This is a genomic window from Schaalia georgiae DSM 6843, from assembly GCF_000429245.1.
Taxonomy (GTDB): Bacteria; Actinomycetota; Actinomycetes; order Actinomycetales; family Actinomycetaceae; genus Pauljensenia; species Pauljensenia georgiae.
Map to the genome: position 1 here is coordinate 261,059 of NZ_AUBM01000006.1, position 19,513 is coordinate 280,571.

The following is a 19,513-nucleotide window of genomic DNA, read 5'->3' on the forward strand; positions in this document are numbered from 1 at the left end:
ACGAAATTACTTAACAGGGTTTTTAATAAATCATTCAGCGTTCGCGCGGTTTTCCGAGCGGGAGGGGCACCCGGAGCGCCATATGTAGACACCGATCAGTGAAACTCCCCCCAGCAGGCCCACGGCCCACCACGGGAACCCGGGGATCTCGGGAACGGCCCCCGCGGCGTCCACGTCCCTCTGGGGAGTGGGGTAGACGCGCTCCCCGGTGATGAGGATGCGGTGGGTGTTGATGCCCAGCGGAGTACACGTCACCAGCGTCGCCAGGTCGCGCCCCGGATCGGCGCGCAGCGCCTCGGTCTCCTCGGGCTCGACGACCTTCTTGTCGATCACGCTGTAGGTGAGGACCTCGCCGAAGACCTCGAAGGTGAAGGTGTCGCCCAGCTCGACCTTGTCCAGGTCGGTGAACATCCGCGCCTCGGCCAGCCCCCGGTGCCCGGTGATGACCGTGCGCTGCCCCTGGCCGCCGACGGGCAGGGAGGTCCCCTCGAGGTGCCCCAGGCCCTTGAGCAGGGTGTCGTCCGAGGTCCCGTGGTAGATGGGCAGGTCGATGTCGGCGGCGGGGACCTTCAGCCGGGCCATCAGGCCCGTCCCATCCGCAGTGAGGATGGAGTTGTAGTCGAGGCTGTGGTCCCCCGAGGTGCCGTCGCCGGTGGGCACGTTCGTGTTCGCCTCCAGCACCGCGCCGGCGCTGAGGGCGTCGTTGTACCTGTGGGCGAGGGCGAGCTGCTCGTCCGCCGAGGGGTCGGCGCGGCCCACAGAGCCCTCGTACTGGGCGATGACCTGCGACTGGTTGTACTGGGCGACCCACGCGGAGATCGAGGGGTACAGGAAGAGCAGCAGCCCCGCGAGGCCGAGCAGGGAGGGGACCAGCGACAGGGGCGAGAACCTCCACCTCCGCCCTCGGGGGGCGGGGTCGCGGGATTCCGCGGGGGCACTGGCCCCCCCTTCCGCGGGCGCGCTGGGGGAGGCGGAGCCGCTGGCGGGCGGGGGCGGGGGCGGAGCGGGGGCGTCATGCGCGGCGCTCGCGCTGTGGGGTAGGGGTATGCGTGTCATAGCGCGTTTGCGCTGGGGGGAGCCCGGGGCGCGGGCTCCCCCCAGTCGCGTCAGGACTGCCTGCTCTTGCGGCGCTTGATGGCCGCGCCTGCTCCAGCGGCGCCCAGGCCCGCGATGATACCGCCGATCAGGTAGGCGTCAGCACCGAATCCGCCGGTGAGCGGGAGGCTCGGAACCGTCTGCTTCTCATTGGTGATCGGTGTGAAGGCGTAGTCGAGCGCGTCCTTGCCGATGGTGAAGTTGCGCGGCGTCGTGTCCAGGCGGTACCCGGCGGGCGCTTTCTTCTCCGTGAGGGTGTAGGCGTTCTCGCTCCACGGCAGGCCCTTCACGGTGAAGGATCCGGCTGCGGGGTCCGTGTCGTAGTACGTGGCGTCAGGGGACTTGGGGCACTGGGCGGCCGAGGCGGCTTGGCAGTCCGCGATGGTCACCGCGTTCGGCAGTGCGCCGCCGCTGATCGTCCACTCCGACCCCGCCAGGGGCGTGGCGCCGTCCGAGGCGTCGACCTTCTTCCAGGTCACGGACCCGGTCTTGCGCTCGTTGACGACGGCCTTGTCCAGGGCGGCGTTCAGAGCGCCGGGGGTGATCGTCGGGAAGGTGAGCCGTGCGTTGTTCAGCTCGTACCCGGCGGGGGTACTGGCCTCGCGGATGGTGTACGTCCCCCACTTGAGGCCGTCAACCTTGAAGGATCCGGGCACGGGGTCCTGGTCCTTGTAGGGGCCGGCGGGGCACGGGCCCGCGGTGCAGTCCTCCACTGTGGGGTTGCCGTGCACGTCCGGTCCGCTCAGGCGCCAGCTGGTGCCCGCCAGGGGCGTGGCCCCGTCGGAGTCGACCTTCTGCCAGGTCAGGGATCCGGGCTTGCCGGTGTTCGTGATGGAGCACAGGACGCGGTCGGTGTTCTGGACCAGGACCTGCCCCTTGCCGTCGACCGTCGCCCCGGTCACGGACGAGGAGTAGTTCTCGCCCCGGGTCCCCGGCGCCTCCTTGCAGCTCCACTGCCCGGACTCGTAGGCGGCGCCGGCGGGGTTCGTAGTGGTCTCCGCGATATCGTTCTTCCCGGTGCGCACCACCGTCGGACCGCCAGTGGTGCCATTGCCGCTCAGGGTGAAGCCGTTGGCCCCGCCCGTCAGCGCCCACTGGTCGGCCGCCAGGCCGCCCACCTCGTTCGAGGAGTACTTGTCATCGACCTGTTTGACCAGTTGCAGGGTGGGCACGCGCACGGCGATGCGGTAGTCCTCGACCTCGCCAGTGGCGGTGCCGCCAGTGGGCTTCTGGCCGTCGCCATTGTTGTCGGCGGTGATGCGCAGCCGCATGAAGGTCTCGGTGCCGGTGCCGTCCTCGCCGTCCACGGAGCGCACGACATCGTTGGGCACAGTCCACGACAGGGTGGCGCTGTCGGAGGCGGAGCAGGCGACCTCGTCGGACTTCTCCGCGTCGTCGAAGACGCCGTTGTGGTTCCAGTCGATCCAGCCTGCCACTTTCCCGTTGCCCTCGCACGTGACGACCTGGGTGTGGGTGGCGCCGGGCTGGGTGCGGATGCCGTCCGCGGGCACGGTGATGGAGTCCTCGTCGTTGGGCTCTCCGACGATGTCGTCGCCCTTGGCGTCGGCGCTGAACGACTGCATGGGCTCGGCGTCGATGCGCTCGCCGAGGCGGGGGGAGCCCTTCTCCATGTACATCTCGGCCTGGGGGGAGACCTGGAAGAGGTCGGTGGTCGCCCTGACCTCGCCCCCGCGCCACGAGGGCTGGAAGAGGGAGGAGGCGACGCCGTAGGACTCGGGGGCGTCGCCGTAGTCGGTGGCGACGACCAGGCCCAGGGCGACGGCGGAGTACCCCGCGCCCTGCAGGGTGACGGTGGCGGAGGTGGCGCCCTCCATGAACATAACGGCGTCAGGGCCGCCGTACCCGTTCGGGTTCTTGTAGCTGCCGCCCGACTGGTAGACGCACTCATCGTCAGAGGGCATGAGGCGCAGGGTGCGCGAGCCGTTGGAGACGATGCCGTCGGTGGTGACCTGCTTGCCCGTGTTCTTGCTGATGCACTGCCGCGAACGAATGGTGTCGAGCACCCTCCAGCGCGGGGGCTTGTTGCCTGCGGTCGTCTTCACCGTGGCCTCGATCCACTCATCCTGCCGGTCGCTGGTCGCCCAGTTCTTGATGCCGTAGCGCCTGGAGGACGCCTCGGCGTCGGCGAAGACCAGGCCCTGGATGGGCACATTGGTGATGGAGCCGTCCTTGCCGTAGATCGCGGCCTTGCAGCTGTAGTCGACGCTGACGCGGGCATTGAAGCCCGTGGGGCGGTGGTCCGTGGTCTCATTCCACTTCTTCCCGTCCCAGGCGTTGCCCCCGTTGTAGGCGTAGCCGTTGGCCAGGCCGATCACCATCTGGTTCTTGTTGACGTAGTCCTGGGGGTAGGTGAGGCCGGCGTGCCACTCCTCGGAGCCGTCCTTCCACGAGCCGGGACCGCCGACGTTGTAGAGGTTGTCCAGTGCGTCACCGGCCCAAGCGCCGGGGATGGTGGCGACCAGGGGACCCTCGGACTGCTGTTTGGGGGTTCCAGGCGCGGGGGTGTCATGGGTGAGGTTGGACAGGGTGCAGGTGGTGACCAACGAGCCCGCGTCCCCGAGGTCCCGGTGGTTGACGAAGTCCTTGGGCTTCTCCCCCACGTCGAGGACGGGGACGTTGGGCTTCTCAACACCCTTGAAGTTCGTGTCGTAGTCGGCCCATTGGAGCCACTGGATGGATTCTTTGAAGCGCCCCGAGCCTCCCGTGGCGAAGGTCGCGGGCAGTGAGTTGCTGGGGATGCCCTCGACTGCCGCTTGCGCCGGTTGCGCCGTATTGGCCAGGACGGGGGTGGCGCCGATGGTCGCGCAGACCACGAACGCGACCACGAAGCGCGCGAGCCGCCTGGTGCGGGGCTGTGGACGGACGTGTTGGGACACTTCAACTCCAATGACTAGGTTTCACGGAAAACTTTATTATGTAAATACTGTGGGGGACGCGCCACGGGTCGGCACGACTGGGGAACCGGTCTCCCGGCCGTGCCGACCCGCGCAGGGTCTGGGCCGCGGGGCAGAGCCCCGCGGCCCCGGGGTTGTCAGGCCTCGCCGCGCTTGCGCGAGCGGATGACCAGGGTGGAGCCCACGGCGATGAGCGCCAGGGAGACGCCGCCGATGGTCATGAGCAGCTGGCCGTTGGCACCCGTGAGGGGCAGCTGGGGCACGGACTGCTTGGTGTTGGAGATCTGGGCGTTGTACGAGGTGAGGGTCTGAACGCCCTTGGCGACCTGGATGGGGGTGGTGGCCGTCTGGGGCAGGACGAAGCCAGCAGGGGCCTCGATCTCCTCGACGACGTAGCAGCGCTTGGCGGCGTCCTTCGAGCCGGGCCCGGCCGAGCCGACGGAGTCGCCGACGTAAAGGCCATCGATCTTCACAATGCCGTTCGCATCGGAGACGAAGTCGGTCTGGGGCGCGCCACCGTTGATGCTCACCGGGATGGGGTCGCCGGTCTTGGTCGCGGTGGAGCAGTCGGCGGCGTAGGGGTCAGCGGCGTTGAAGACGTTGAACTTCGCGCCACGGACGCCAACCTTGGTGGTGTTCTCGGTGTCACCGTCGTACTTGAAGAGCTGGACATTGCCCCAGTCAGTGGAGACCTCGGGGGAGGTCGGCGGATTGTCGGGCTCGAACGGGGGGCGCGAGGGCGGCTCGTCCGGGGGGACGGCGCCGTAGGTCGTGTCCTGGACCAGGTCGGCCTTGTTCTTGATGGTGCCGTCGCCGACGGAACTGACCTTGCCGGAGAAGATCGCCACGAGCTTCTTGCCGGGGTTGGCCTTCAGCTTGGCCAGGCCGGCGCGCTTGAAGGAGACGACGACCAGGTTGTCAGTGTTGGTCTGCTCGTAGTCGGTGTTCTCGACCAGGGTTTCGTCGCCCAGGGTGACCTTGGTGACCTTGCCCTCGGTGAGGCGGGAGTCCAGCTTGTCGCGCATGTAGAAGTACGTGAACTGGGACTCGGCGTCAAGGTTCGGCGTGGTCGTGGAGACGGGGAACTCGACGATCGAGCCCAGGCCGAAGCCGTTGGCCTTCTGATCGGCAATGGTCTTGTCGATCTCGATCTTCTGGTTCTTCGGGTAGGCGTGCACGTCGTAGAGCCACTTGCCGTTGCCATCGTTCGTGGTGTTCGGGAAGGGGATCGTCACAACGAAGGGCTTGGCCTTCTCGACGATATTGGCGGGAGCCTTGGTCTCACAGACCAGGTAGGCGGCGACCGGCAGGTTCGCCAGGGTGGTCACGCCGGTGCCATTGGTCGTGCCCTCGGCAGCGGGATTGGCGTCGACCGCGGGCGCGCCGGCGCCGAGCGTCGGGGCCGTCGGATCCGCGCAGGCGTTGGCCGGGACATTGCCGGCCAGGGCGGACAGCTTGTCCCAGTCGGTGGGCTTGGACAGGTCGAGCCCGGAGAGCTTGAACGCCTTGAAGGTGACGTCCGCGACGCCGTCGCCACCAGCGTCAGCGGTGCCATCGACCTTGCCCATGGTGCCCGAATCGTTCTTCAGGTGCTTGTGGACGATGATCGAGCCGATAGCGCTCTGATCAATGGTGCCATAAGCCGGGTCCTTGGCGAAGGCCGCGGCGCCGGTCGCGATGACGCCCGCCGCCCCGATGCTCAGGGCCCCGGCGGCGGCGATCATCCGCCGCCCGAGGGGCGCGTGTTTCCTGCTCACTCGTCTTCCTCTCAAAACTTCCGCACTCTGTGTGGTGACGGGATTGGGTGATTCGGTAATGAGTATAGAGGAACCTTTGAGCCAATACGATATTTACCGGAAAATGTGACGGGGACGTTAGTTCCCCCGGGAACCGGGAGGTTCTCCTGCGGTCCCCGTCACTCCCATTCCCCCATTGGGGCCGAACGCTGACCAGCGGCGCCGACATGGAAAGCGGCGGCGCCCCGCTCGAAAACGGGGCTCCGCCACTGTCCGGGAGCGTTCTCACTTGCGGTGGCTCGACCGCTCCAACGCGCGCATGAGCGCACGGGGCACTTCTTCCGAGGACGCCACCCGCACCTGGATGACGCCCCGGGCGTCGAGCATCCGTGCGACCGCCGCGCGGCGCTGCTCGGCAACGTTGCGGGCCTCCTTGGCCAACTGCTCGTCCCTGCGCAGGAAGTCCGGCAGCACACCCTCGTTGACGTCGATGACCGTCATCTCCGCGCCGAGCTCCGCCGGATCCACGTCGGCCACAGAGATCTGCATCACCTGATGGCGCACACTCAAGGACTTGATGACGTCATCCGCCTCCTTCGACGGCAGCGGCTGCGTCTCGTCACTGACGATCACGATCAGGGAGCGCCTCCTCGTCGTCGTGAGCGCGCGCCGCAGCAGACGCGGCACGTCGGAGCGCGGGGATCCCAGGGTGATGTCCTCCGCGATGCGGCGCATGATCGTCTCCGCGTGGCCGTTGCCCGTGCGGGCGGGCATGAAACGGACCCTGCGCGAGTCCCCGGCGACCAGGCCGATCTGGTCGCCCCTGGCCACCGACAACCAGGCGATCGCCTCGCACGCCGTCAGCGCCACGTCCTCCTTCGGCTCCCCCGACGGCGCCAGGGCGCCCATCTCGCGCCCCGTGTCGACGACCAGGATCACCTGCACGTTCGCCGTCGCCTCGTGCCGCTTGATCGTGGGGGTCCCCGTGCGGGCAGTGGCCGCCCAGTCGATCTCGCGCACGTCGTCGCCGGGCTGGTAGGGGGCCAGATCCATGAACTCCCAGCCGCGCCCCCACCTCAGCGCCGAGTGTTGCCCGTCCATGACGGAAAGGAGCTTGCGCATGACGGGCAGCTGGATGCGCGTCGACAGCGCGTGGATCTCACGCGATCTTACTGGCACGTTCGTCCTCCTCCGCCTCGCCGGGAAAGAACCGCGGCCGTCACGGCACCGGCACCGCGTTGAAGACCGCGTCGATCAGGCCCTCGACCGAGACGTTGTCGGCCAGCGCGTCGAAGGTGCGGATGATGCGGTGGCGCAGGATCGCGTAGCGCAGCTTCTTGATGTCGTCCGGGACCACGTAGTTGCGCCCGTCCATGAGCGCCAGGGCCTGGGAGATCTGCATGAGCGCGATGCCGCCTCGCGGCGAGGCGCCCACGCGCACGTGCTTGGTCCACCCGGGCAGCGGGTTCGGGCCCGCGCCCCTGGTGGTGTTGATGATGTCGACGATGTACGCCTTGAGGGTGTTGTGCACGTAGACGCGGCGCGACAGGTCCTGGAGCACCAGGACGTCCTCCACGGAAACCGGCTCCGCGGAGACCGGGGCGCTCATCGCGCCCGAGTCGATGCGCTCCAGGACCTCGAGCTCATCGACCGGCGTCGGGTAGGTGATGACCTCCTTGAGCAGGAAACGGTCCATCTGGGCCTCGGGGAGCACGTAGGTGCCCTCCTCCTCGATGGGGTTCTGCGTCGCCATCACCATGAACGGCCTGGGCAGGCGGTGGTTGACACCGCCGATCGTGGTCTGCCCCTCCTGCATCGCCTCCAGCATCGCCGACTGCGTCTTCGCGCTCGAGCGGTTGATCTCGTCCAGCAGGACCAGGTTCGCGTGGACCGGACCCAGCTGGGTGACCATCTCGCCCGAGGCCTGGTTCCAGATCTGCGAGCCCACGATGTCGTTGGGCATCAGGTCCGGCGTGCACTGGATGCGGTGGAAGGAGCCCGAGACGGCCGAGGCCAGGGTCTGCGCGGCAGTGGTCTTGGCCAGGCCGGGGACCGACTCGACCAGGACGTGCCCGTCCGCCAGCAGGCACGCCGTGAGCGCTCTGCGCAGGTCCTCCTGTCCAACGACTTTCGCCTGGTAGATCACGGCGATGCGGTTCAGAAGGTCTTTGGCCTGCGCGAGTTCCGCGTCGGTCAGGTAAACGGCCACGAAGTCTCCTAGTGGGCACGGGTGAAAAGTGTTGCTGTGGTTAGTTTAATGCGCGGGGCGCGTTTTGGGGGCCATGTGGCCAGACGCACCCCGCTCCGGGCCCGCACGCGTCGCCGGGTTAGCCCGCAGCACCCTGGACGACACGCACGACCGTCCCGAAGTCGGCGCGCCGCTTGCGCTCGCCCTCGGGGTTGACAAGGCCCGTGTACACACCCGACTCGACCGTCACCCCACGCGCTGCGCCCCAGGCCCACAGGGTTTCGAGTTGCAACTGCGCCGTGACGATCGCCTTACGTGAGTAGTCGTTGAAATACCCGACTCCGATCAACGGCACATCGCCATAACCGGGCGTGAGCAGGTGGATCTTGACGCTACCGGCGATATAGCCACCCCCGTAGTCACTCGGCTCACTGAGGCAAATAAAGAGATCCGAATGTGATCTCGGCCATGCGTAGTCCGACCGGTTTCTCCCCTCGACCAGGTGAAAACCCGCTCGGTCCACGACGAGCCGGTCGTTGCCGCGTATCTTCACGTCGTAGACGTAGTAGCCGATCACGCAAAAGGGAACCACGCACATGATGACGAGCGCAACGGCGTCGAAGGACGACCGGATGGCTCGGAACCCGCTATCCGGGTTGGTGAGAAAAATCAGCCCCACGACGAACGGGCAGAGCAAAGAGAGACAGATCCCGCCGACCCACATGGCCTTCGACCATGTCGAGCGGGAAGCGGATCGTTTGAACACGAGCGGCTCCTGCGCCATCCACATCTGATTCGGTGCCAAAATTGGCTGGAATGCCGTGGGGCCGACTGCGCTCGCGCCCCCAGCATTTGGGACGTTGCCCGGACTATTCGGAGTCACCGGGGGAGCAGTGAACCACGCATACGGATTCTGCGGGTTCGAGCCAGGGTATTGTCCGCTCATCTCGTCCCTTTCCTCGCCTCTGCGCACATTCCACTCACGCCGTTCAACGCCCCCAGTGCCCCGTGGCCGCCGCAGGGGCCCATTGCGGCACCTGGCCGGGGCCGGGTGGGGGCTGCGGGAGCTGTTGCTGGGCCCGCCCAGGCTGGGACTGTGGAAGCCGACTTCCAGCGGAACACGGGAGGCCGGGCCCGATCGGGCCCGGCCTCCCGCACTCGGTGTGCGCGACGCGCAGCGAATCGCTCAGGCCTTGGCGGCGGCGATGCGCGCGCGGAACTTGGCCAGCTGCTCGGTGATGGCGGCGGGGAGCTTATCGCCGAACTGCGAGAAATACTCCTCCGTGTCGTCCATCTCGGCGGCCCAGGCGTCGGGATCGATCGCGAAGAGCTTCGCCCACACGGCCTCGTCGATGTCCAGGCCGTCCAGGTTGAAGTCCTCGAACTTCGGGTAGCGGCCGGTCACGCCGTCGATGGCCTCGACCTCGCCGGCGGCGCGGCGGACGATCCAGTCCAGGACGCGGCTGTTTTCGCCGTAGCCGGGCCACATGAAGTTGCCGTCCTCGTCCTTGCGGAACCAGTTGACCTGGTAGACCTTCGGGAACTTGTCGCCGACCTTCTTCTGCATCTCGATCCAGTGGCCCCAGTAGTCCGCCATGTTGTAGCCGCAGAAGGGCAGCATCGCGAAGGGGTCGTGGCGCAGCGAGCCGGCCTTGACGTCGGTCGCGGCCGCAGTGACCTCGGAGGCCACGGAGGCGCCGATGAACACGCCGTGGGCGGGCTCGTACTGCTCGGCGACCAGCGGGACGTTGGTGGCGCGGCGTCCGCCGAAGAGGACGGCGTCGACCGCAACGCCCTCAGGGGCCTCCCAGTCGGGGCAGATGATCGGGCACTGCGAAGCGGGAACGGTGAAGCGGCTGTTCGGGTGCGCGGCCTTCTCGCCGGAGGCGGGCGTCCAGTCCTTGCCGTGCCAGTCGATCAGGTGCGCCGGAACGTCGCCGTCGATGCCCTCCCACCACACATCGCCGTCGTCGGTCAGGGCGACGTTCGTGAAGATGGAGTTGGCCTTGCCGGTCTCCATGGCCATGGGGTTGGTCTTGTAGGAGGTGCCGGGGGCGACGCCGAAGAAGCCGGCCTCGGGGTTGATGGCGCGCAGGGTCCCGTCGGGGCCGGGGCGCATCCACGCGATGTCGTCGCCGACGGTCTCGACCTTGTAGCCGGGGATCGTGGGCTGGAGCATGGCGAGGTTGGTCTTGCCGCAGGCGCTGGGGAACGCGGCGGTGACATGGAACTGCTGGCCGGTGGACTCGCGGGTCAGGCGCAGGATCAGCATGTGCTCGGCCATCCAGCCGTCGCGGCGGGCCATGGTCGAGGCGATGCGCAGTGCGAAGCACTTCTTGCCCAGCAGGGCGTTGCCGCCGTAGCCCGAGCCGAAGGACCAGATCTCGTTCGTCTCCGGGAAGTGGGTGATGTACTTCTCATCATTGCAGGGCCACGCGGTGTCCGCCTGGCCCTCGGCGAGGGGCATGCCGACCGAGTGGACGGCGGGGACCCACGGCTTGCCCGCAGCGATCAGGTCCATCGCGGCCTTGCCCATCCGCGTCATGATGCGCATGTTGCACACGACGTAGGGGGAGTCGGTGATCTCGATGCCCAGCTGCGAGATCGGACCGCCCAGGGGGCCCATGGAGAAGGGGATCACGTACATCGTGCGGCCCTTCATGGCGCCCGTGAACTTCTCCTTCAGGGTGGCCTTCATCTCCGTGGGATCCGCCCAGTGGTTGGTCGGGCCGGCGTCCTCCTCCTTCTCGCAGCAGATGAAGGTGCGGGACTCAACACGGGCGACGTCCGAGGGCAGGGAACGGGCGAGGAAGGAGTTGGGGCGCTTCTCCTCGTTGAGCTTCGTGAACATGCCACTGGCGACCATCTGCGCGGTGAGGCGGTCCCACTCCTCCTGCGAGCCGTCAGTGAACTCGACAGCGTCCGGGGTCGTCAGCTCGGCGATCTTCGCAACCCACTCGAGCACGTCTTCGGGAGCGTTGGACGGGGCCGCCGCGCGCACGTCCTGTTCAGTCACGGACATTTTGCCTCCTGGGCATTCAGTTTCCGAGGCCGCCTCTCGCGCCCTCGTCGTACAGGGTCAATCTTGCCGGAACAGGAGCACCGAAATGCGGGCGCTTGGTCCCGGTCAACAGCCGATTCTAACGGATTCCACCCCCTCGTGTGGTGGAGAACACCCAGCCCCGCGGCCCCCCGCCCGCCCCTGAAGTTGAAGAACCGTCCCGCCTTAGCGGACGATTGGCGTGGGACGCAACACCGCGCTCCGCCAACAAACACAGACCGGAGGAACAACGTGGGAATCCGCAGCAAGCCCCAGGGCCCCGACTTCTTTGAGTACTTCAGTCAGCAGGCCAACCACCTCGTCGAAGGCGTCGAGCTCCTCACGCAGGTCTACGCCGCCTCCCCGGAGGAGAGGGTCGCGCTGCGCGACCAGCTCCACGCCGTCGAGCACCGCGGCGACGAACTGAACCACGAGATCATCCAGCGCATCAACTCCTCGTTCATCACACCTTTCGACCGCGAGGACCTGCAGTCCCTGGCCTCCCACCTGGACGACTGCCTGGACTTCATCGACGAAGCCGGCGACCTGCTGGTCGTCTACGGGATCGCCGACATCCCCTCCTCCCTGGTCTCCCTGCTCGACGTGCAGATCGACGTCATCAAGAACTGCGCCGGGCTCACCGCCGAGTCGATGCCCTCGCTGAAGTCCCCCGTGGACCTGCGCGACTACTGGATCGAGATCAACCGCCTCGAGAACGAGGGCGACTTGGCCTACCGCCGCACGCTCACGGCCCTCTTCGACTCCGGCCTGGACGCGGTCACGATCATCAAGCTCAAAGACATCGTCCAGGGCCTCGAGTCCTGCGCCGACGCGTTCGAGGAGCTGGCCAACGTCATCGAGTCCCTCGCCCTGAAGGAATCCTGAGCCGTGGATCTGAACCTGATCCTCGTCTGCGTCGTCATCGCCGTCGCGCTGTTCTTCAGCTACACCAACGGCTTCCACGACGCCGCGAACGCGATCGCGACCTCGGTGTCCACACGCGCGTGGACGCCCAGGGCCGCCCTGTTGATGGCGGCAGTCATGAACGTCATAGGCGCCATGATGGGCACCGCCGTCGCCAAGACCGTCGGCCAGGGCATCATCTCAATCAGCCGCTACGCCGAATCGACACAGGCGGATATGCAGCACAAGGGCCTGGTCATCATCCTCGCCGCACTGCTGGGCGCCTGCATCTGGAATCTGATCACGTGGTGGTTCGGCCTGCCCTCCTCCTCGTCCCACGCCCTCATCGGCGGCCTCGTCGGCGCCGGCATTGTGAGCGGCACGGCAGTCCACTGGCAGGGCATCCTCGACCACGTCATCATCCCGATGTTCGCCTCCCCGATCATCGGTTTCGTCGTCGGCTACTTCGTCATGCGCTGCGTCCTGCGACTGCTGCGCAACGCGCAGTACCACCGCACGATGCGCCGCTTCCGCGCCGCGCAGCGCTTCTCCTCGGCGGCGATGGCCCTGGGCCACGGCATCCAGGACGCGCAGAAGACGATGGGCATCATCATCATGGCGCTGCTGGCCGGGGGCTACGGCGAGACGCACCAGATCTACGACCCGCTGACGGGCGACATGACGGTGCCCATATGGGTCAAGGTCTCCGGCGCTCTGGCGATCTCACTGGGCACGATGGCCGGGGGCGGGCGCATCATGCGCACGATCGGCCGCAAGATCATCGACCTGGATCCGGCGCGGGGCTTCACCGCCGAAGCCGTGTCCTCCTCGATCCTGTACTTGTGCTCCTACGTCGTCCACGCGCCAATTTCGACCACCCAAGTAGTTTCTACCGCTATCATGGGCGTCGGCTGCACGAGGAGGTTCTCCGCGGTCCGATGGGGCGTAGCGGGGAACATCGTGGTCGCATGGTTCCTGACCCTCCCCGCCGCAGCAGCAGTCTCGGCAGTCCTGTACTGGGTCGCCGCCTGGATCGTAGGAGTCTGAAAATGTCCATCACCACCCCCTCCCTTCAAGGCAACCACCGCACCCTCAATGCACCCCTGCGCACGCTCGCAGCATGCGCCGCCGCAGCCTCCCTCAGCGCCATGGCGCTGGCGGGTTGCGCGACCTCGTCCGTGATGCACATGAGCATCGGCCAGTGCATCCAACAGCCTGAGAGCGACCAGGTTTCCACCGTCGAAACAGTCGACTGCTCCAAGCCGCACGACGCCGAGGTGTTCTTCCTCCACAAGCTCGAAGGCTCCGACTACCCGGGGCAGGAGTCGCTCGCCTCAACGGCCGAACAGGTCTGCGTCGCAGCCTTCCAGGGATACGTCGGCACGAGTTACGAGGAGAGCTCGCTCGACGTCACCTGGTTCGTCCCCACCACGCAGTCGTGGGCGCAGAACGACCATGAGATCGTCTGCATGGTCACCGACATGCAGGGCCACAAGCTCAACCAGTCCGCGAAGAACTCCGGCCTGTGAGCCTATGAGCCTGTGATGGCCGAGGGCTTGCCGTGGGGCCCGGCGCGTTGCGCGCCGGGCCCCACGCTCCGTCCAGCGGTCAGCCGTCCGCACCGGCCCCTCCTCAGCGGGGGCCAGCGGAGCGCTTCGACCGGGCATGGGCACGCGGACGCCCCTCTCCCTGTCCTTCCTTCGGAACCGGGGCGCGCCTTGTGCGCAAGGCGTGGCACTCGACGGCGATGACGGCGTGCCCGCCGTCGTGGTGGGCCACATGGGCGACGACGACCTGGGCGCGGCCGAGGTCCTGCGGGAGCGCCCCCTGCGAGTTCGGCGCCATCGCCCCGCGGAGGGCTCCGATTCCCCGCTCCACCGCCTCGCGGGGGGCGCACAGTAGCGACGCCCCCCGCGTCCGCACGAGCAGCGAGCGCACGAGGGCGGCCACCCAATCGGAGCCGGTGGATGCGCCCGCGTCCGGTTGAACGGCATTGGAAGCGGAAAGGCCGTGCGGGTCCGCGGCCCCTCCCCCCGCGCGCTGCGGGGGCCGCGAGGCATCCTCTGCTGCGAGCTGTGTCAGCGGACCGGATGCGCGGCTCTGCCCCGGAGGGACGAGGCCACTGGCCGCGGCAACCGCCGCGGGGCCGGACCGCCCCTCCCCCGTCCGCGCGGGTTCCACTCCCGTGGCGGTCCCACGGGGGGCCTCCCCCTCCACGACGAGCACCTGCCCGCCCCCGGCCGCTGCCCAGGGCGCCAGCGTCCTGCGCGCACCGGCGGCACGGGCCGCGCAGGCCCGGTCGATGCCGAAGGCGCTCATGAGTTCGACGAGGTCAAAGGCGTGGCGCACGCCGAGGCGGCTCAGCACCCCCTCGTCACTCGTGGCGGGCTCCCCGCCCTCCTCGGGGGGAGCGACGGCTGCGGCGGTCCGCACCCCCTCGTCCGTATCCGCGCGCACCGGTGCTGCGGGGTCCCGGGCCGCGCCCCCCCGCCCTGGCGCGCCGCAGCCGAAGGTGTTCCCGGGCCTGACGAGCACGACCGCGGTGGTGAGCAGAGTGCCCGCACGGGCGTGGGAGGCGAGCTCGGACAGCAGGCGCCGGTCACCCCTGCGGGTGAGCATCGCCTCGGCGGCATCGGGCCGGGCCCACCGGATCTGGTCGATCTCCCCGCGCGGAGCGGGAACAACGGGCGCGCGCAGTCTCTCGGCGATGGATCCGGCGAGCACCGGCGCGCCGACCCAGTAGTGGACCTCCTTGGTGTGCCCCGAACCGAGACGGTACCTTTGCGTGGCCAGTGGGACGCCCAGAGTGACGGCGACCCCCGTCTCCTCCTCCACCTCGCGCACGGCGGCGACGACGATGGGCTCCCCCGGCTCGGCTTTGCCTTTGGGCCACGACCAGTCGCGGTACCGCGGCCGATGGACCATGAGGACCTCGATGTCGGCCGGATCGACCGACTCGCCGACGACGCCCGCCCGCCCGGGGTCCGCGAAGCGCCAGACGAGCGCCCCCGCGGAGCGCACAAGTTTCTGGGGCCTGGGGGAAGGGGTGGGAGTCACCTCTCAAGGGTAGCGGCCCGCGTCGGGCACCGCCGGACTGGTGGCCGGGGTTTCGCACACCCGTCCCGTGCGCTGCGCGCACGTTCGCGCCTCCATCCCCTTCCCGGGGGCGCAGGCTAGTCGAGCGCGCCGGAAGCGGCCTCGCGGGCCGCAGCGTCGAGCTCGTCGGCGGTGCGGACCAGTGCTCGGCTCCGCGTCGTGACGGCGTGGGCCAACGGGTCGTCGGGGTCGTCGATCCACGTGGCGTCGGCGGCCGCCAGGACGCGGCAGGCCCGGGCGGCCTGGGCGAAGACGAAGTCGAGGTCGTCGTCGGTGAGGTCCCCGCGCAACAGGGAATCGACTTCCCCGATCACGAATGAGAGGGGTCTCACATCCACGGGGGCCTCGAGGCCGTCGATACGGGGCGAAGCGGCCCCCGCCTCGTAACGCCGGGCGACCGCCCCCGGGTCCCGGTGGTACCACTCACTCAACAGGTAGGCTCGCCACAGCGCGCCCGGAAGCGTGAACGCGGGGCTGCGCGCCCACACGTGCGCAATGGCGTCGGCCCCGTGCTCGCGCACATGGGCGCGCAGGCGGGCCACCGCCTCGTCATCGAACTCGTCATCGCCCACGCCCATGAGCGCCCACGCCGCGGTGTGCGCGACGGCGGCGGACTCGGCGGGGTCCTGGTCCCCGATGATCGCCTCGGCTCGGGAGGCGGAGAGCATCGCGGGACGCCTCGGTCTGGTCGGTTCGGCCATTTTGGCATCATCCTCTTACAATGGTGTGCGACGGGCCTATAGCTCAATGGTAGAGCAGCGGACTTTTAATCCGTAGGTTGGGGGTTCGAGTCCCCCTGGGCCTACTCGCCCGCCCCAGCCCCGCCGGCTGGGGCGGTTGCCGCACTGCGCCGGTACCGACGCGCTGCCGACGGATGGAGGTCGCCATGTCCGACGACGCGGACAGGGCCCACGGCGCCCTGGCGGGACTCGCGCTGGGGGACGCCCTTGGCATGCCGACCCAGGCGATGACCGCCGATCAGATCAGGCTGACCTACGGGTGGGTGGACGCCCTGGTCCCAGCCGACACCTCGCAGCCCTACGCGCCCGGCATGCCCGCCGGCAGCGTCACGGACGACACGGAGCAGGCGCTGCTCGTCGCCGGCCTGCTGGTATCGGGCGGGGGCGGCATCGACCCCCACGCCTTCTCCCGCGCCCTGCTGGACTGGGAGGACTCGATGGCGGCCCGCGGTTCCCTCGACCTGCTGGGCCCATCGACGAAGGCCGCCCTGGAACGCGTGCGGGCCGGGGAGGACCCCCTCCGCGTGGGCGGCGCGGGCACCACCAACGGCTCAGCGATGCGAGTCGCGCCCATCGGGATCGCCTCCTCCACCCGGGATCCGCGTTTCGCCGACACCGTGTGGGAGTCGTGCCGCGTCACCCACGCCACCGAACAGGGCTTCCACGCCGCCGCGCTCGTGGCGGCAGCGGTCTCCCTCGGCATCGACGGAGCAGGGGCGGACAGCCCTTCGGACTCCGCCCGCGCCTCCTTGGAACGCGCCCTGGCCCTTGTGGAGGGACTCGGGCGCCGGGGGGCGTGGACGCCCCAGCCGGACGTGTGCGAGCGGACCCGCTACGCGCTGCGGTTCGCGCGCGCCCACGACCTCGCCCCCGGTACTGCCGACGACGACCGGGCGTTCGCCGGGGCACTGCGGGCACGCGTCGGCGCCTCCGTGGAGGCCGCCCAGTCCGTCCCCGCAGCATTCGCCATCGCCTGGCGCTACGCCGCCGATCCGTGGCGGGGCCTGTGCGTCGCCGCCAACCTCGGCGGTGACACCGACACGATCGGCGCTATCACCGGCGCCGTGCTCGGCGCCGCCCTGGGGGCCCGGTGCTGGCCCGCCCAGGAGCTGGAACGAGTGGAGGCCGTCTCCGGGCTGCGGCTGCGCGAGACCGCCGACGGTTTGCTCCGCCTGCGCGCCCACGGATCCCGACTGCCCGCCCACGGGGAGCCAGTCGCAGCACCGCAGGAGGGCAGGGTCGTCCTGCTCGGGCAGGTGGTCGTCGACCTCGCACTGCTGACGCCGCGCGTGCCCGCTCCCGGCGGCGACGTGTTCGCAGAGGACGCGGGCATGCACGCGGGCGGGGGCTTCAACGTGCTGGCCGCTGCGCGCCGGATGGGAGCGGAGGCAGTGAGCCTGTCCGGCGTCGGGGACGGCGGATTCGCCTCGATCATCACCGCTGCGTTGGAGCGCATCGGCGCCTCCTGCGAGGGACCGCGCGTCGCGGGAACGGACTCGGGGTACTGCGTGGCCATCACGGACGGCGACGGCGAGCGCACCTTCGTCTCGACCAGGGGCGCGGAGGCCCGCCTGCCGCGCGGGTCGTGGTCCGCCCACGCGGCCCGCTTGCGCAGCGGGGACGTGGTGCACGTGGACGGCTACGCGCTGGCCCACCCGGCCAACACCGCAGCGCTGCGGGAGTTCCTCTCGGCGCACCTGCCCGCAGGGCTCCGCGCGATCGTCGACGTGTCGCCCGTCGTCGGCGACGTGGACCTCGACGACCTGCTCGCCCTGCGGGCCCTGGCCCCCCTGTGGTCCATGAACGAGCGCGAGGCGGGGATCCTCGCGGGCCGCCTCGCGCGGGCGTCCGCCGCGCCCCCGCACGGAGGCACTCCCCCGGGTGAGGCGACACCACCGGCCGGAACGGCCCCCGGGGACGCCGCACAGCTCGCGGCCGCACTCGCCGGCGCCCTGGGCTCCCCCGTCATCGTGCGATGCGGCGCACACGGGGCGTGGTACGCCCCGGGTGAGCCCGCCGACCCCCGCTGGGCGGTCGGGTCCCCCACCTCCGCAAACGGCCGGACCCGGAGGCAGCGCCCACCATCAGCGGTCCTCATCCCCACCCCGCGGATCACGGCGGTCGACACGAACGGCGCCGGGGACGCGCACTCCGGGGTGCTGGCCGCCTCCCTGGCACAGGGGGTGGACATCCTCGAAGCCCTGCGGTTGGCGAACTGCGCGGGCGCCCTCGCCGCGACCCAAGTGGGCCCGGCCACCTGCCCGTCCCGCGCTGAGATCGAGGCCGCCTCCCGCGCCCTCGCCCATCATTAGGACACGCATGCCACGCAACACCGAAGGCCCCCGCGCCTCCCTGATCGGGGGCCCCCTCACCCCCGCCCTCCTGCTCACGCTGGCGGCGCTCAACGCAGTGCCCCCAATGGCGACCGACATGTACTCCGCAGCGTTCCCGCAGATCACTGCCTCCCTGTCCACCACCTCGACCATGGTCGGGCTGACGCTCACGGCGTTCTTCATCGGCTACGCGGTGGGCCAGGTGCTGGGTGGGGCCGTCTCGGACCAGCTGGGCAGGCGCGGACCCGTCGTCGCCGGCTGCCTGGCGGCGTTGGCGGGCTCCCTCGTGTGCGTCTTCGCACCGAACGCGGGCGTCCTCATCGCCGGGCGGGTCCTCCAGGGGTTCGGGGGCGGCGCCGCCTCGTCCGTGGGCCGAGCCGTCCTGGTCGATGTCGCGCACGGGAGAATGCTGGCGCGGGCCATGTCGCTGCTGCAGGCCGTCGTCGGCTTCGCCCCGATGGTCGCCCCCGTGCTCGGCGGTTTCATCGTCACCCGCGCCCCCTGGAGGGCCGTGTTCTGGGCGCTCGCGGCCTTCACCCTGCTGATGGCGGTCCTCGCGTGGCGCTTCGTGCCCGAGTCGCTGCCGCCCGGGGAGCGCCATGGCGGCGGAGTGCCCCGTTTCTTCCGCGGCCTGGCCCAAGTGGTCCGAATCCGGCCATTCGTCGGATTCATGCTGACGAACGCACTGTCGAGCTTCTGCATGTTCGGGTACATCTCGAACGCCACCTATGTGCTACAGGAGTCCCTGGGGCTCTCCCCCTTCCAGTACTCCCTGGTCTTCGCCCTCAACGCCCTGGTGCCCACGCTGCTGGCACTGGTGAATGTGCGCCTCATCGCGCGCTTCGAGCCCCGCGTGCTCATCGTCGTGGGCCTGGCGCTGGCGGCCCTGGGGGTTGTGACCCTGGTGGTGTCGGCCACCGCCCTCGGCCTCGCGCTGGTCCCCACGTGCGCCGGGTTCATGCTCATCATGAGCGCGAATGCCTTCATCTTCGGCAACGCGGCGTCGCTGGCGCTCGGGCAGTCGCGCGAGCTAGCAGGGACCGCCTCGTCGGTCCTCGGCGTCGCCCAGTCGCTGGCGAACGCCGTTTCCGCGCCGCTGGCGACCTCCGGCGGCTCGTCGGCGACCCCGATGATCGTGGTCATGGTCACAGGCTCCATCGGCGCGTGGCGGGCCTTCTGGGTGATCGCCCGGCGCGGCGCACACTCCGACGGGGTCGCCCGGTAGGCGCACACGGCGCAAGGGCTGCCACGTGTTCTGGGCGGTCTCCGCGGGGCCTTGGCCAGCGCCTCGCGCGAGGCCCGCCCGCCGGGTTGCGCACACAAGGACCCCGATTTACGAAACACGCGCCGCACTGGGCGGCAGATTCAAGCCGTTGTGTGCGACGCCGTGTTACCTAATTCCCTCCCTTGTGTGCGGCACCAGGAGGACGCGGGACAGCCCCGCAGGGAAACCGCCGCACGGCCCGC

The 19,513-nt window shown here is 69.4% G+C and carries 14 protein-coding genes and 1 tRNA gene; 6 read left to right on the top strand and 9 right to left on the bottom strand.

The features are described 5' to 3' along the window. Positions 1-30 precede the first annotated feature (30 nt). The 7 genes from G447_RS0101160 to G447_RS0101190 form a co-directional block, all read right to left on the bottom strand. Positions 31-1,056: a class C sortase gene (locus tag G447_RS0101160; RefSeq protein ID WP_005871874.1), complete on the bottom strand. Its 1,026-nt coding sequence runs from the start codon at positions 1,054-1,056 to the stop codon at positions 31-33. A gap of 50 nt (positions 1,057-1,106) precedes the next feature. After that, positions 1,107-3,992, bottom strand: a complete 2,886-nt coding sequence (locus G447_RS0101165) for a CshA/CshB family fibrillar adhesin-related protein (protein WP_026429731.1) — start codon at positions 3,990-3,992, stop codon at positions 1,107-1,109. A 155-nt stretch (positions 3,993-4,147) separates the two neighbouring features. Beyond that, positions 4,148-5,767, bottom strand: a complete 1,620-nt coding sequence (locus G447_RS0101170) for a SpaH/EbpB family LPXTG-anchored major pilin (protein WP_026429732.1) — start codon at positions 5,765-5,767, stop codon at positions 4,148-4,150. A gap of 264 nt (positions 5,768-6,031) precedes the next feature. Further along, positions 6,032-6,925 (bottom strand): DUF58 domain-containing protein, encoded by an 894-nt coding sequence (locus tag G447_RS0101175; RefSeq protein ID WP_005871860.1) that lies wholly within the window; start codon positions 6,923-6,925, stop codon positions 6,032-6,034. 40 nt (positions 6,926-6,965) lie between these two features. Next, positions 6,966-7,955, bottom strand: a complete 990-nt coding sequence (locus tag G447_RS0101180) for an AAA family ATPase (protein ID WP_005871878.1) — start codon at positions 7,953-7,955, stop codon at positions 6,966-6,968. A 118-nt stretch (positions 7,956-8,073) separates the two neighbouring features. Continuing rightward, positions 8,074-8,880, bottom strand: coding sequence for a hypothetical protein (locus G447_RS0101185; protein ID WP_131295639.1), 807 nt, complete (start codon positions 8,878-8,880; stop codon positions 8,074-8,076). 240 nt (positions 8,881-9,120) lie between these two features. After that, positions 9,121-10,956: a phosphoenolpyruvate carboxykinase (GTP) gene (locus G447_RS0101190; protein ID WP_005867206.1), complete on the bottom strand. Its 1,836-nt coding sequence runs from the start codon at positions 10,954-10,956 to the stop codon at positions 9,121-9,123. A gap of 270 nt (positions 10,957-11,226) precedes the next feature. On the opposite strand from G447_RS0101190, the gene G447_RS0101195 reads away from it, so the two are divergent. The 3 genes from G447_RS0101195 to G447_RS0101205 are packed head-to-tail and all read left to right on the top strand — an operon-like array spanning position 11,227 to position 13,406. Continuing rightward, positions 11,227-11,859, top strand: coding sequence for a DUF47 domain-containing protein (locus G447_RS0101195; RefSeq protein WP_005867227.1), 633 nt, complete (start codon positions 11,227-11,229; stop codon positions 11,857-11,859). Between the two features lie 3 nt (positions 11,860-11,862). Next, positions 11,863-12,924 carry an inorganic phosphate transporter gene (locus G447_RS0101200; protein WP_005867212.1) on the top strand — a complete coding sequence of 354 codons (1,062 nt, stop codon included), beginning with the start codon at positions 11,863-11,865 and terminating at the stop codon, positions 12,922-12,924. 2 nt (positions 12,925-12,926) lie between these two features. After that, a complete protein-coding gene (locus tag G447_RS0101205; protein ID WP_051226170.1) occupies positions 12,927-13,406 on the top strand; it encodes a septum formation family protein in 480 nt (159 codons plus the stop codon). A 103-nt stretch (positions 13,407-13,509) separates the two neighbouring features. Here G447_RS0101205 and G447_RS0101210 read toward each other — a convergent pair whose 3' ends face one another. Both G447_RS0101210 and G447_RS0101215 read right to left on the bottom strand, forming a co-directional pair. Continuing rightward, complete coding sequence (locus G447_RS0101210) at positions 13,510-14,898, bottom strand: NUDIX hydrolase (protein WP_026429735.1); 1,389 nt, start codon at positions 14,896-14,898, stop codon at positions 13,510-13,512. A gap of 152 nt (positions 14,899-15,050) precedes the next feature. Continuing rightward, positions 15,051-15,674 carry a hypothetical protein gene (locus G447_RS0101215; protein WP_026429736.1) on the bottom strand — a complete coding sequence of 208 codons (624 nt, stop codon included), beginning with the start codon at positions 15,672-15,674 and terminating at the stop codon, positions 15,051-15,053. Positions 15,675-15,706: 32 nt separating this feature from the next. Here G447_RS0101215 and G447_RS0101220 point away from each other — a divergent pair. From G447_RS0101220 to G447_RS0101230, 3 genes are all read left to right on the top strand, one after another. Continuing rightward, positions 15,707-15,778 (top strand) — tRNA-Lys (locus tag G447_RS0101220). Positions 15,779-15,859: 81 nt separating this feature from the next. Next, positions 15,860-18,025 carry a PfkB family carbohydrate kinase gene (locus G447_RS0101225; RefSeq protein WP_026429737.1) on the top strand — a complete coding sequence of 722 codons (2,166 nt, stop codon included), beginning with the start codon at positions 15,860-15,862 and terminating at the stop codon, positions 18,023-18,025. A gap of 7 nt (positions 18,026-18,032) precedes the next feature. After that, positions 18,033-19,271: a multidrug effflux MFS transporter gene (locus tag G447_RS0101230; protein WP_026429738.1), complete on the top strand. Its 1,239-nt coding sequence runs from the start codon at positions 18,033-18,035 to the stop codon at positions 19,269-19,271. The last annotated feature ends 242 nt before the right edge of the window (positions 19,272-19,513 follow it).

What these genes read in the sequence shown, in the direction of transcription:
- G447_RS0101160 (WP_005871874.1), bottom strand. Translation starts at nt 1,056, where the DNA reads ATGACACGCATACCCCTACCCCACAGCGCGAGCGCCGCGCATGACGCC.
- G447_RS0101185 (WP_131295639.1), bottom strand. Translation starts at nt 8,880, where the DNA reads ATGAGCGGACAATACCCTGGCTCGAACCCGCAGAATCCGTATGCGTGG.
- G447_RS0101190 (WP_005867206.1), bottom strand. Translation starts at nt 10,956, where the DNA reads ATGTCCGTGACTGAACAGGACGTGCGCGCGGCGGCCCCGTCCAACGCT.
- G447_RS0101205 (WP_051226170.1), top strand. Translation starts at nt 12,927, where the DNA reads ATGTCCATCACCACCCCCTCCCTTCAAGGCAACCACCGCACCCTCAAT.
- G447_RS0101215 (WP_026429736.1), bottom strand. Translation starts at nt 15,674, where the DNA reads ATGGCCGAACCGACCAGACCGAGGCGTCCCGCGATGCTCTCCGCCTCC.
- G447_RS0101225 (WP_026429737.1), top strand. Translation starts at nt 15,860, where the DNA reads ATGTCCGACGACGCGGACAGGGCCCACGGCGCCCTGGCGGGACTCGCG.
- G447_RS0101230 (WP_026429738.1), top strand. Translation starts at nt 18,033, where the DNA reads ATGCCACGCAACACCGAAGGCCCCCGCGCCTCCCTGATCGGGGGCCCC.